The 13,200-nt window shown below is 47.6% G+C and carries 14 protein-coding genes and 2 tRNA genes; 9 read left to right on the top strand and 7 right to left on the bottom strand.

Annotation, left to right across the window (positions count from 1 at the left end):
- The first annotated feature begins 242 nt into the window (after positions 1-242).
- Together FTU55_RS11100 and FTU55_RS11095 are read left to right on the top strand one after the other, a co-directional pair.
- Entirely contained in the window at positions 243-1,703 is a 1,461-nt protein-coding gene (locus tag FTU55_RS11100) for an ATP-binding protein (protein WP_075167846.1), read from the top strand.
- A 207-nt stretch (positions 1,704-1,910) separates the two neighbouring features.
- Positions 1,911-3,428 (top strand): acetyl-CoA hydrolase/transferase family protein, encoded by a 1,518-nt coding sequence (locus FTU55_RS11095; protein ID WP_005180567.1) that lies wholly within the window; start codon positions 1,911-1,913, stop codon positions 3,426-3,428.
- 82 nt (positions 3,429-3,510) lie between these two features.
- Here the strand turns inward: FTU55_RS11095 and FTU55_RS11090 are convergent, their stop codons facing one another.
- From FTU55_RS11090 to FTU55_RS11075, 4 genes are all read right to left on the bottom strand, one after another.
- Positions 3,511-4,020, bottom strand: coding sequence for a hypothetical protein (locus FTU55_RS11090; RefSeq protein WP_104483905.1), 510 nt, complete (start codon positions 4,018-4,020; stop codon positions 3,511-3,513).
- 231 nt (positions 4,021-4,251) lie between these two features.
- Positions 4,252-4,327 (bottom strand) — tRNA-Phe (locus FTU55_RS11085).
- A gap of 133 nt (positions 4,328-4,460) precedes the next feature.
- A tRNA-Phe gene (locus FTU55_RS11080) sits at positions 4,461-4,536 on the bottom strand.
- 198 nt (positions 4,537-4,734) lie between these two features.
- Positions 4,735-5,112, bottom strand: a complete 378-nt coding sequence (locus FTU55_RS11075; protein WP_016658426.1) for a GNAT family N-acetyltransferase — start codon at positions 5,110-5,112, stop codon at positions 4,735-4,737.
- Positions 5,113-5,208: 96 nt separating this feature from the next.
- Between FTU55_RS11075 and hisB the strand changes: the two genes are divergently transcribed.
- From hisB to FTU55_RS11045, 6 genes are all read left to right on the top strand, one after another.
- A complete protein-coding gene (gene hisB / locus FTU55_RS11070; protein ID WP_005180581.1) occupies positions 5,209-5,802 on the top strand; it encodes an imidazoleglycerol-phosphate dehydratase HisB in 594 nt (197 codons plus the stop codon).
- Positions 5,802-6,419 (top strand): imidazole glycerol phosphate synthase subunit HisH, encoded by a 618-nt coding sequence (gene hisH, locus FTU55_RS11065; RefSeq protein ID WP_160232268.1) that lies wholly within the window; start codon positions 5,802-5,804, stop codon positions 6,417-6,419. The genes hisB and hisH overlap by 1 nt, the downstream gene beginning before the upstream one ends.
- A 151-nt stretch (positions 6,420-6,570) precedes the next feature.
- Positions 6,571-7,059 (top strand): DUF805 domain-containing protein, encoded by a 489-nt coding sequence (locus FTU55_RS11060; protein WP_016658424.1) that lies wholly within the window; start codon positions 6,571-6,573, stop codon positions 7,057-7,059.
- A gap of 74 nt (positions 7,060-7,133) precedes the next feature.
- Positions 7,134-7,802, top strand: coding sequence for a 3'-5' exonuclease (locus FTU55_RS11055; RefSeq protein ID WP_168408671.1), 669 nt, complete (start codon positions 7,134-7,136; stop codon positions 7,800-7,802).
- Positions 7,803-7,980: 178 nt separating this feature from the next.
- Complete coding sequence (gene hisA / locus FTU55_RS11050; RefSeq protein ID WP_075167328.1) at positions 7,981-8,712, top strand: 1-(5-phosphoribosyl)-5-[(5-phosphoribosylamino)methylideneamino]imidazole-4-carboxamide isomerase; 732 nt, start codon at positions 7,981-7,983, stop codon at positions 8,710-8,712.
- 86 nt (positions 8,713-8,798) lie between these two features.
- Entirely contained in the window at positions 8,799-9,734 is a 936-nt protein-coding gene (locus tag FTU55_RS11045) for a DMT family transporter (protein WP_168383896.1), read from the top strand.
- A 33-nt stretch (positions 9,735-9,767) separates the two neighbouring features.
- On the opposite strand, the gene FTU55_RS11040 is transcribed toward FTU55_RS11045, so the two are convergent.
- Genes FTU55_RS11040 through FTU55_RS11030 form a run of 3 tightly spaced genes read right to left on the bottom strand, consistent with a single transcriptional unit; the run spans position 9,768 to position 11,787 of the window.
- Positions 9,768-10,160, bottom strand: coding sequence for a hypothetical protein (locus tag FTU55_RS11040; protein ID WP_005180599.1), 393 nt, complete (start codon positions 10,158-10,160; stop codon positions 9,768-9,770).
- A 32-nt stretch (positions 10,161-10,192) separates the two neighbouring features.
- Positions 10,193-10,819, bottom strand: coding sequence for a DUF1294 domain-containing protein (locus tag FTU55_RS11035; RefSeq protein WP_163170452.1), 627 nt, complete (start codon positions 10,817-10,819; stop codon positions 10,193-10,195).
- Positions 10,820-10,836: 17 nt separating this feature from the next.
- Positions 10,837-11,787 carry a homoserine kinase gene (locus tag FTU55_RS11030; protein ID WP_005180603.1) on the bottom strand — a complete coding sequence of 317 codons (951 nt, stop codon included), beginning with the start codon at positions 11,785-11,787 and terminating at the stop codon, positions 10,837-10,839.
- A 110-nt stretch (positions 11,788-11,897) separates the two neighbouring features.
- Between FTU55_RS11030 and hisF the strand changes: the two genes are divergently transcribed.
- On the top strand, positions 11,898-12,659 hold the full coding sequence (hisF, locus tag FTU55_RS11025) for an imidazole glycerol phosphate synthase subunit HisF (protein WP_303113667.1): 762 nt from the start codon (positions 11,898-11,900) through the stop codon (positions 12,657-12,659).
- Positions 12,660-13,200: the final 541 nt, after the last annotated feature.

Raw genomic sequence — 13,200 nt, 5'->3', positions numbered from 1 at the left:
ATGACGGAGTCTTACGGTCTATTCCCCACTGATGGGATACAACCTGCGGTTCGCCTTACTTTTGTTTCGGCAAAAGTAAGCAAAACCATTGTCATCCGCAAAACTCGGCAAATTCCGTCATTTCAACCAATATTTCGCAGAAACATAAGTAATTTACTTGAGTCCTGCCTCAAACAGTTGCGGATGACCTAACGCGTATCCAATTTTGGGGGAGAACTTTCCCTTTTTAAAAAGGACTCATTGTGAAACTCGACCCCATCGATCCACAAGACTTTACCGACTTTGAAACCTATTCAGAACGCAAACGCACGCCGTGGGAACGCTTTCTGGATAAAATCAAACCGCGCTCGGCTGCCATGCGGACCACCGTGCTGGTGTTGTTTGTGGTGATTTTCAGTCTGTTTATGTCCCTGTGGTTCTTTTGGCGCACCCTGTATCTGCCGGAAATCCAGCAACATGCCCGTTATCTGGCGGTTGAACTGGAAATTCTGAACAATCCGGAATTACGGATTTTCCATAATGATGCCGAAGTCGATGTGGATGCCTGGCTAAAAAACCGGGTCGGGATTGAATACATTACCGATCCCAAGGAATATCCAAATGTCCGTGACAAGGTTATTGCCGAATTCTTTACCCGACAAATCGAGAAAAAACTGGCCAATGAACTCAAAGCCGATGATGTAACCGTGTATTTCCAGTTCAAGCCCAGCCCACGTATCTGGATTCAAACGCCGGAAATGAACGGCCACTGGGTTCGTGAACCATTAAAAACCTATGCCAACTACAGCCCGGAACTGGTGTTTGGCTGGCTGCTCGGCATTCCACTGCTGTCTGCCATTATTATTCTGACCCTAGTGCGTCAGCTAAACCGGCCATTACGCCGTTTGCAGGAAGCCGCCAATACCTATAGTCAAACCGGTAAAGCGCCTTATCTGGAAACCAACCACGGGCCGCTAGAAATCCGTCAGGTGAACCAGGCCTTTAACCAGATGATTTTTACCCTGGAGCAGACCGAGCGCGACCGCCGGATTATGCTGGCCGGAATTTCGCATGACCTGCGCACACCCCTGACCCGGATTCGCCTGAGTGCAGAAATGATGCCGGATGAAGACTTTTTAAAAGAAGGCCTGATTTACGATGTCGAAGATATGGACGCCATTTTGGACCAGTTCATTTCCTATATGCGTGATGGCTCGGATGAAGAACTGCAAGATACCGATTTAAATGCCTTGTTACAGGAACTGGTGATCCAGTTTAAACCGCTGGACATTCGCTTTAGCCCGGAAGAATTACCGATTTTGCAGGCACGTAGCCTGTCGCTGAAACGTTTAATTGGCAACCTGATTAACAATGCCAAGCGTTATGGCACCGAACCGATTGAGCTATCTGCCAAGGTACAGGAACAGTTTATCTGCATTAGTGTGGCCGATCATGGGGAAGGCATTCCTGAAGATCAGATTGAATCTTTAATGCAGCCTTTTGTGCGTGGGAATGCTGCACGTACCGTCCAAGGCAGCGGTTTAGGTCTGGCCATTGTGAAACGGATTGTCGATATTCACCAAGGCGAGCTGATTATTCGCAATCGCGAGCAAGGTGGACTCGAAGTCATCATCTCTTTACCGCTGCCCGAACAGCCAGATGATGAAAAAAACAACAGCAGCACTCTAGAAAAAATTAAGCAAAGTATTACAGAACATTTCTAAATCATGCTTAAACATTGATCAATCAGTTCTTGGTAAAGATTTGGCTTTTAATTTTTATTATTGAATTTTCAACAAGATAAAAAGCATCAAATATATTTATACCTGCATTTTTTGAAAAAATTAGACCTTAGCCTAACAGGTATGCAAAATGGCTTTTTTGATGGGTACAATCGCCATCAGTTCTGATTTTTCAAACGAGAGTAAACCATGTCCCTAGATCGCATCCGTTTAGCTTCCCTACATGACAAGGTTATGAGTGCGGAGCAAGCTGCTCAATTCATCCAAGACGGTATGACTGTTGGTATGAGTGGCTTTACACGTGCCGGTGAAGCGAAAGCTGTTCCTTTGGCTTTAGTGAAACAAGCACAAGCGAATCCTCTAAAAATTACATTAATTACTGGTGCGAGCTTAGGGAACGATCTCGACAAACAACTGACTGAAGCCGGTGTACTGGCACGTCGTCTGCCTTTCCAAGTGGATAACACTTTACGTAAAGCCATCAACAAAGGCGAAGTCATGTTCATCGATCAGCACTTGTCTGAAACAGTTGAGCAAATGCGTAACCAGCAGCTGAAAAAGCCAGATGTAGCGGTAATTGAAGCCGTTGCAATTACTGAAGATGGCGGCATCGTGCCAACCACTTCTGTAGGTAACTCTGCAAGCTTTGCAATTTTTGCTGAAAAAGTCATTGTTGAAATTAACACCAACTTAAGCCCGGCATTTGAAGGCTTACACGACATTTATATCCCGACCTATCGTCCAACCCGTCAACCAATTCCATTGACCAAAGTTGACGAGCGTATCGGTACTCAAGCAATTAACATCGATCCTGCAAAAATCGTTGGTATCGTATTTAACAGCGAATTACATGACTCTCCATCAACTGTCACTGCACCAGATGACGAGACTCAATCAATTGCCAACCACTTGATCGCATTCTTTGAAAAAGAAGTAGCTGAAGACCGTTTACCGAAAAACCTCGGTCCTTTACAAGCAGGTATTGGTTCAATCGCTAACGCAGTATTGACCGGCTTGAAAGAATCAAACTTCGAAGACCTGATCATGTACTCAGAAGTACTGCAAGACTGTACTTTCGAACTGATTGATGCCGGTAAAATGAAGTTCGCTTCAGGTTCATCTATTACCCTGTCTGCGAAATACGGCGAAAAAGTATTTAACAACCTGGAACAGTACAAAGACAAACTGGTTCTGCGTCCACAGGAAATTTCAAACCATCCGGAACTAGTACGTCGTTTAGGTATTATCGGCATCAACACTGCGCTTGAGTTCGATATCTACGGTAACGTGAACTCCACTCACGTATGCGGTACCAAAATGATGAACGGTATTGGTGGTTCAGGTGACTTCGCGCGTAACGCTCACCTGGCCATCTTCGTGACCAAGTCTATTGCCAAAGGCGGTGACATTTCATCTGTTGTTCCATTTGCATCGCACATTGACCATGCAGAACACGACGTTGACATTCTGGTGACTGAACAGGGTCTTGCCGATCTTCGTGGTCTGGCACCGCGTGAGCGCGCTCGTGCGATTATCGACAACTGTGCACACCCAATGTACCGTGATGCATTAAACGACTACTTCGACCGCGCATGTGCAAAAGGCGGCCACACTCCTCACCTGTTACGTGAAGCGTTGGCTTGGCACAGCAACTTCGAAGAAAATGGTCACATGCTGGCCCAAGAAGCAGCGGTAAAAACGGCTTAATCTCGGCCTGAATCAGATCTAAAAAAACGCTCCTCTGGAGCGTTTTTTTATGGTTGGATAGTTTCCCCTATCACGTCATCTATTATCGGGTCGGGTTGCGTAACTGTGAGCTGATATCGGGGAACAAGCTATTGCCCAGATTCATCTCATAATCGACCACGCCTAAAGAGATATTGGGTAAATCAAGCTGGATCTGTCCATCCGGGCCACGAAATGGCGCCAGCAGGGTTTCCAAGCCACGTAACGGGTTATCCGACTGCAAACCGGCGGCAATCGCCAGAATATGCTGCTGCAACGCCGGAGAAAGGTGATCCATATTGACCGGTTCTTTGGCCGGCATGGTAATCAGGACAGGCGGGTCCGGGTCAATGACCCGGTTTTGAGTGTCCTGCTGAATTTGCATGATCCGATGCTGTAATGCCTTACGCTTTGCACGATCTTCCTGATACGGAATAAAGCCCACTTCCTGACGTAGTTCAGGTTCTGCCATGACCTGAAGCGTTGCTAGACGCTCGGGTTGCGCCCAGACCGACGTTGAGCCGATTCCCAGCATAATCATTACAGTCGAGGAGAACATCTGAAAGCGCGTCATACACGGCCTCCTGAACAGTAATGAAACATGTCTCTCTATTAAGCGCCAGAATGCAATCTTATTCAGCAGGATTCGTGTTATTGAGCTGTTATTAGCGTAACTGTGTTCCCGATCTGATCAGACCCAGTGAATCTTGAAGATGAACGATGAACGATGAACGATGAAAGATCATGCTGCCATTTTTAAATGCCATAAAAAAAAAGCCCCTGCAATGCAGGGGCTTTTTGAATATGGTGGCGAGACCCAGGATCGAACTGGGGACACACGGATTTTCAATCCGTTGCTCTACCAACTGAGCTATCACGCCGATGCCGTGTATTAAGCCGCATCTGGGGAAATTAGTCAATATAAATCATGACATTTTTATTTAATCGAGTATTTTTTACCCAAAAAAAATCCCTGATGGGATCAGGGATTGAAAACGTTTAAACGTTTGAATATGGTGGCGAGACCCAGGATCGAACTGGGGACACACGGATTTTCAATCCGTTGCTCTACCAACTGAGCTATCACGCCGATGACGCGTATTAAACAATCTCCGCCCGGTGCCGTCAAGCAGCTTTTGCATAAATTCAAGTATTTGTTTACTTTTACAGCATTTTGTACGCTGTCTGCTTATTTTTTAAGTGAAACGCCCGCGATTCCAGCCATTTGCAGGCCAGCAGATAAAAAAAGAGAGGCGATTAGCCTCTCTTGAATTTCATTTTAACTCGCTTAGAGCTTGTCCAGATGTGCCAGACAACGGTGAATTGCGCCACAGCCCGGTTCAAACTGATTCACGCCTTTGGCTTCTTCCATGCGGCAGACTTCACTGACCAGACGCTCGGCCACACCACGACCACGATTGGCCGGATGCACCACAATATATTCCAGGGTCCTGCTTTCGCCCTGCCCGGTACACCAAATTGCACCAATTAATTTTGTATTAAATTCTGCGGTATAAAGTAGGGTATACTGGTTCAGATGTTGCTCGAGTTGCTCTACCGCATCCTGGCCATCACCAAACTCCGGACTGGTGTCATACAGTCGCTCAAGCTGGCTGCGCACTTCATCATTTTCCAGTGAAGTATAAGCATGTACGGTAATAGGCATTGATTAACCCTCCTGAGCAATCTAATATGCTGGGACTTCGTCGCAGCGAAACATTTTTACATCCATCATTTTTAACGTTTTTTGAGGAACGTGTCCATGACAGAGCGTATCAGTGAAGTGGTAAGAAACACTAACGAAACCAAAATTCGAGTTCGTTTAAACCTCGACGGTACCGGTCAAGGCACACTCAACACTGGTATTCCATTTTTAGACCATATGATTGATCAAATCAAGCGACACGGTTTGTTTGATATTGATATTCATTGTGATGGCGATCTGGAAATTGATGACCACCATACCGTAGAAGACTGTGGTATTACCCTGGGTCAGGCCTTTGCACAGGCACTGGGCGATAAAAAAGGCTTAAAGCGTTATGGTCACTTCTATGCCCCACTCGATGAATCTTTAAGCCGTGCCGTGGTTGATTTATCTGGTCGTCCGGGCCTGTTTATGGATGTACCATTTACCCGCGCCACCATTGGCCGTTTTGATGTCGATTTATTCTCTGAATTCTTCCAGGGCTTTGTGAACCACTCGCTAATGACCGTACACATCGACAACCTGAAAGGCAAAAACAGCCACCACCAGATTGAAAGTGTGTTTAAAGCATTTGCGCGCGCACTGCGTATGGCCTGTGAAATTGATCCACGTGCTGCCAATACTGTGGCATCGACCAAAGGTACCCTGTAATGACCCGTATTGCCCTTCTTGATTATGGCATGGGGAATTTGCACTCTGCCGCCAAAGCTTTGGAACACGTCGGTGCTACGGTGGATGTCACCAATGACCCGAAACTGATTGCCCAGGCCGATAAAATCGTGTTTCCGGGTGTCGGCGCCATGCGCGACTGTATGCAAGGCATGCATGAAGCCGGGATCGATGAGGTCGTGCGTCAGGCGGTGTTTAATAAACCGGTACTGGCCATTTGTGTGGGTATGCAGGCGCTGATGCAACATTCCGAAGAAAATGGCGGTGCCGATGCACTGGGTATTTTTGAAGGGGTGGTAAAACGCTTCCCGGACGTTGAAGGTCTAAAAGTGCCACACATGGGCTGGAACCAGGTGCATCAGGCTGACCCGAGCCATCCAATGTGGAACAACATTGAACAGGATGCGCGTTTCTATTTCGTGCACAGCTTCTATGTCGAGCCGAAAGACAGCGCGATTGTGGCAGCGACCTGTGACTATGGTCTGCAATTCTGTACCGCCCTGCACAAAGACAACCTGTTCGCGACCCAGTTCCACCCGGAAAAAAGTCATACTGCCGGTCTGCAACTGTTAAAGAACTTTGTCGACTGGAAGATTTAAATCACTTCTTCTATTGTGCAAGATGTATAAAGCCGGGTTCGTCCCGGCTTTGTTTTTAGCTATTTTTTATTTCTTTCTTTTTTAAGCAATTTTTAGTAATATTTGACTGCTTTTTATACAACTCAATAAAAATAAAACAGGTAATTCAAAGATGCATAGCACCACTCATACCCAACACATCACGACACAAGATTCGGCACTCAGCGCGGCGGGGCGTTTTGGACGTTTCTCCTATCTGGCCTGGAACTGCCTGATTGCACTGTTAATGATTCCGGTTTTTCTGGTTTTGACCCTGCTCTTTCCCGGGCTGATGAATATTGATCCTGCTGGCGGCATTCCGCTCACCCCACTGGTGCTGGGCGCACTGATTTATCTGGGGGTGTTATATCTGATGTTTATTTTCACCATCCGCCGTCTGCATGACCGTAACCATACCGGCTGGCTATCGTTACTGATGCTGGTTCCAGTGGCCAACCTGTTGCTGATGCTGTATCTGTTTTTCGCCCCGGGTGACCAACGTGTTAACAGCTATGGTCCACCACGTGCTACGGCTGGCTGGGAAGCGGCGCTGGCCTGGATTTATATTATTCTGTTGGTGCTGCTATTTGCTTTCGCCATTTTTGGTGCAGTACTGGCCTAAAAGGTCCCGCTTGCTTAAAATAAGGCCTGACAATTCAGGCCTTATTTTTATCGCCAGCCCAAGGAAAAGATGGCATGAGCTTATCTTCAACATCATCCCATATGCCCTCTTCCAGCCAGCTGGAACAGCTGCCGCGCTTTCAAAGTCTGCCACCCTCTAAAATTCATCTGATTCAAACGCTGGCCGAATGTCAGCACTATGCGCATGAACTGAATATTGCAGCGGTACTCGGCTTTGATTCGGAATCTAAACCGATTTTTAAAAGTGGCGAAGTGTCGGATGGCCCGCACCTGATTCAGCTGGCCACACTAGATCGGGCCTATCTATTTCAGATGAATGAGGAAATCTGGAACTTTCTTAAGCCAATCTTCGCCAACCGTGACCAGATTAAAGTCGGCTTTGGCCTGAAAAATGATGCCCATCTATTTCGCAAAAAAGGCGTAGAACTGAACAGTGTGCTGGAACTGTCCAAATGCTTTCACAGCTTTGGCTTTAAAAACCCGGTCGGATTAAAACATGCCATGGCGCTGCTGTTTCAGGTCTATTTTCCCAAAAGCAAACGGCTCAGTACCTCGAACTGGGCCAATCCGGTATTAAGCACAGCACAAATGGAATATGCCGCCGCCGATGCTTATGCCCCGGTACTGGTTTTTGAAGAATTGTTGCGTTTGGGCCTGTTGCCGAAACAGATTCCCAATACCTCGCTCAAACTCAGAATCCGGCCATCTAAAACCCCGCCCTAAACCGCTTTGAAGATCAAGCTGCACAGACAGCCGGATTTTCTTCATCGAACCTTTGTTGACCGCCTGACACAGCACAGGCTGTTTTTATTTTTGCATGCAAATATAGCATTTAGAAAATTTTCGTTTATTGCTAAGATGGGCGGCAAGAAATTTAACCGATGAAGCAAGGAGCGAAAGCATGCTGATCATCCCTGCAATTGACCTGAAAGATGGAAAATGTGTCCGTTTAAAACAAGGTCGTATGGAAGACGATACCGTATTTTCTGATGATCCGGTGGCCACTGCACAGCATTGGGTCAATGAAGGTGCGCGTCGCTTGCATCTGGTCGACTTAAATGGCGCTTTTGCAGGTACCCCAATCCATAAACCGGTGGTCGAGGCCATTGCCAAAGCACAGCCAGACCTGCCAATTCAGATTGGTGGCGGTATTCGCTCGTTTGAAACCATTGAACATTACCTCGATGCAGGCGTGTCTTTTGTGATTATTGGCACCAAAGCCGTTCAAGAGCCAGAATTTGTCGAAGAAGCCTGCAAAAAATTCGCCGGGCATATCATTGTGGGCATTGATGCCATGAATGGCATGGTCGCGACCGATGGCTGGGCCAACGTGACTGAAGTGAAAGCCACCGATCTGGCCAAACGTTTTGCCGATGCCGGTGTCTCCAGCATTGTGTATACCGACATTGCCCGTGACGGCATGATGCAAGGGGTAAACGTCGAGCAGACTGTGAATCTGGCGCAATATTCCGGTTTACCAGTGATTGCTTCTGGTGGCGTGACCAATCTGGATGATGTCCGTAACTTAAAAGGCCAGCCAGGCATTTTAGGCGCGATTACCGGTCGTGCCATTTATGAAGGCAGCCTGAATTTGCGTGAAGCGCAATTGCTGCTGGATGAGCAAGCCCTCTAAGTGCTGCTGTCAGAAAGAGGTCTTCGGGCCTCTTTTTTTATGCCCTCACCGGGTTGATGTCTTTTTTGAATACTCGCTGATCTGCCATGTCTGATGCCCCTGTGAACCTTAAAACCACACTTAACAGCAAAGCGCCGCAACTGGCCCTGATCATGATTACCATGCTCTGGGGCGGTACTTTTGTGGCAGTCAAGCTGGCGCTGAATTATGCCAGCCCGATGTTTTTTGTCGGCTGCCGCTTTGCCGCCGCTGCACTGGCGGTCGCGCTGATTTCACTGCCGCATTTACGCGGTATGCAAGTCAAAGAACTCTGGGCCGGTGCATTAATTGGGGTCAGCCTGACTGTCGGTTATGGTACGCAAACCGTGGGGCTGCAGACCATCAGCAGTAGCGAATCGGCATTTTTAACCGCGTTATATGTGCCGCTGGTGCCGATCTTGCTGTGGCTGCTGTTCCGGAAACGGCTGCACATCATGATCTGGCTGGGCGCAAGCTGTGCCTTTATCGGGCTGGTTTTACTGACCGGCAATGGTTTGGGGCAGCTACAGCTGAGTTTTGGTCAGCTGATTACCCTGCTCGGCGCCATTGCGATTGCACTGGAAATTATCCTGATCAGCCATTTTGCCGGACGGGTTAATCTGCAACGGGTCACGGTGATTCAACTGCTGTTCGCCTCCCTGTTTGCCTTTCTTGCCATGCCACTGGTCGGTGAGCAGCAACTGCCGCAATTTTCCTGGATGTTGCTACTCTTGGCTGGCGGTTTGGGGCTGGCCAGTGCCTTGGTTCAGCTGGTGATGAACTGGGCGCAGCGCGCAGTCAGCCCGGCACAGGCGGCAATTATTTATGCCGGAGAACCGGTATGGGCTTCGCTGTTTGGCCGTCTGGCCGGCGAGCGTTTACCGTTTATGGCTTTGGTCGGTGGTTTTCTGGTGGTGCTGGGCGTGATTATCAGTGAATGGAAACCGAAATTTCTGCGTCAGAAACAGCAGCACACGCCATCAGCGAGCGATCTTCCGGACTAAATTTTAGGAAGATCGGTCTGATCATTTAAGCAATTAAGAATACATCGGCTCATTATCATTCAGGCGCATAATACCGCGAATAGCCCGATAGACAATCCACAGCCAAGACAGGCCAATCACCGCCAGACAGAAGGCCGAAGCACCAAAAATGACCTGGGCAAAGCGGTTCGGGTCTTCATCAATAAAGAAAATAAAAAAGAACGGCACAAAGGCCACAATATTCCAGAATAGATACCACCAGAAGCTGCGAATTTGCCAAGTAAAGTGGCTTTCAAAAATCGAACCGCGTACCGCGCCGCGTTTTACATAATTGATGATTAGCGCGACGATTGCCAGCAAGCCGGCACTAAAAATCGCCACGATATACAGAAGGTACAGAATAAAAGTCAGACTACGATTCGGGTCACGGTCAATGGAAGTATTCATATTGTTGTCCTGCACTCCCCGCCCCGCTATGCTCAGAGCGTCAACAGATTAAAAGGAGAAATAAACCATAAAATCAAAAGAATGTTTAAGCCGATTGTACAAAAATAAATTTTACGAAAAGGTTGTTTTTGTGTTTTATGTCGCATTTTTTCCTGTGCCAGCCAGGCCGCCGGCCAGCCCCCCAGAGCCGAAACCAGATGCAGGCTCTGTTCCGGAATCCGGCGGTGACCGAGTTGGGCCGCTTCCTTGTCTTGTGCATACAGCCAATAGCTGAGTGCATTCATCAGGCTAATCAATAACAGCAGCAAGCCGTGCAATAAGCCGGTCAGGGTCAGTACTGCCAGCACGAGAATATAAGCCACACACAGGATTTGCATGGCCGGACGTTTGGCCGCAGGACGCTGCCGCGGCTTGCTCACCACATCAGCACGCGGCTTGACCTGTGAGGCTTTTAAATACACCACCTGCTGGGCCCGATAGCGGCCGCGTTCATCTAGAATGACCTGATAATCCAGTGCACAACCGACAATCGGGCGCGGCCCCGGACGGGCAAAATCCTTGATATGCAAAAATACGTGGTCTTTGTCCGGATCATTGGGCTGAATAAAGCCATAGCCCTTGTCATCAAACCATTCAATTAACCGGCCCTGATCGCGCATTTCCCTACCCTTTATATTTAAGCTGTGACGAACTTTAAGCGCTCAATCAACATATTACGCATCTCGAGCGGATTTTTCTGCAAAATTGCGTCACCGCTGCGTCCTTGCAAAGCATTTTTTTGTGCCACCTGTAAACGCATCATCCAGAAACGGCCAGCAGCCATTGCCAGATACAGCTCCAGACAGGCTTTTTCATCTTCGGTTAAAGGACGAATGCGGTCATAGGCTTTTAAAAAGGCCATGGCTTTGTCTTCATTCAGGCTGACCTGCGGATACTCAGTACAGAAGTCATTTAAGGTAATGGCAATATCAAACAGCCATTCATCCTGATTCAGCTCGTAAAAATCCAGAATGCCCTGCAGCTGATCGCCTTCAAACAGGGTATTATCGCGGAATAAATCAGAATGGATAAACCCTTTTGGACGGTCCGGATAAATCGCGGTAAGCGCTTCATACAGTCCCAGCAATTTGCTGAGCAGGACTTTATCGGCCTCGCTCAAGCTGGGTTTAATTTCCTGGGATACCGCCAGCCAGTACGCATGATCGCGGACAAAAGCGCGTTTTAAAGGAAAATCTTTTAAGGCCACATGCATTTTGGCCTGTGCCACGGCAATGGCTTCCACCTGAGCGATGCTGGCCGGCATTGGATGCTCGCCGATTAAACGCGGCGCAATCTGGGCCGGTTTCTGTTTAATCGAGTGGATGGCCTTGCCAGCATAACTGAGCGGCACCGCCACAGCCAGACCTGCCTGACCCAAATGTTCCAGTACCGGCACCAGTTCACCGGCTGCCTGTTCATCCATGTCTTCAAACACGGTCAACACATAGTGTGTACCGTCCTGAGCCACCAAAAAGTAATTGGTATTTTGAATACCGCCTTGAATCGGAATCAGATCGACCACCTCAAGTCCATAAGGGGCTGCAAAATCCTGAACTTCCTTTAAAGTCAAAGGCGTATAAACCGACATAGAAAACCTGCGAAAAATCTTACATAAGTTTGATAGAATAGCGTGTCCATCTGCCAAGGTGTAGCGCTTGTGTGGGTGAGTTTCATAATCAGCTGAAATGACTGGAAAAAATTATGCTTGCTAAACGTATTATTCCTTGCCTAGACGTAGATAACGGCCGCGTGGTGAAAGGTGTGCAATTTCTGGATATTCGTGATGCAGGTGATCCGGTTGAAGTGGCGCGTCGTTATAACGAACAGGGCGCTGATGAAATCACCTTTTTAGATATTACCGCTACCCATCATGGCCGTGACACCACCTACCGTACCGTTGAGCGTATGGCAGAAACCGTGTTTGTTCCACTGACTGTGGGCGGCGGCGTGCGTAAAGTCGAAGATATCCGTTTATTACTGAATGCCGGTGCCGACAAGGTCAGCATTAACTCGGCTGCGGTGTTTAATCCGGAATTTGTGCAGGAAGCCTCACAACGTTTTGGCGCACAATGTATTGTGGTGGCGATTGATGCCAAAAAAACCGGCGACAACAAATGGGAAATTTTCACCCACGGTGGCCGCAAACCGACCGGGATTGATGCAATTGAATGGGCCGTGAAAATGGCTGATTACGGCGCGGGTGAACTGCTAATTACCTCTATGGATGCCGATGGTACCAAAGCCGGTTATGACCTGGCACTAATGCGAACCATTAATGACCACGTCAATATTCCAACCATTGCTTCTGGCGGTGTTGGCAATTTACAGCATCTGGCAGACGGAATTTTACAAGGCGGCGCCGATGCAGTTCTGGCGGCCTCAATTTTCCACTTTGGTCAGCACACCATTCCGGAAGCCAAGCAATACTTGGCGGCACAAGGTATTGAAATGCGCCTTTAAGCCCATTGGCTCAAAAATTTCAGAACTGAAAAGAGTGTAGCCATACACTCTTTTTTTATGCGGCAAAGCAAAACAAATAAAAAATGAAGATAAAAAAAAGGAGTCTTGAAGACTCCCTATAAACCAAGAATTGCTACAGCGCTTGGCATTAAAACGTACATATTTCAACAGAATCACCTTCGATGTAGGCAGAAGTTCTGCCGCTATCTTCAGCTTCTTTACTATAGAAAACTTCCCTGAACAGATATTGACCATCAACGCCAATTTTATTGACAATTCACGACAACAGCTTGCAAAGCAGTTGTTTTCAATCAGTTTTATTTGATCTCTATCACATAATTGATCCAGTATTATTGTTCCGCGAATATACTGACTTTGGGCCAATCAACGATGAATTTGCTCAGCAGATAAACAACCGTTATTTAAAACCTACTCAAACCTACTCAATGTGGGTTTGATGTTTAATTCCTACTTCACCATCAAGAACCTAAAGCATTTGCTTTAGGGATTACCTCAATTCCATAGGCTGTCACGGTGTAAC

Source organism: Acinetobacter sp. YH12117, from assembly GCF_013418865.1.
In the GTDB taxonomy this organism is placed as follows: Bacteria; Pseudomonadota; Gammaproteobacteria; order Pseudomonadales; family Moraxellaceae; genus Acinetobacter; species Acinetobacter indicus.
This window is presented reverse-complemented; position numbering and strand designations above follow the sequence as displayed.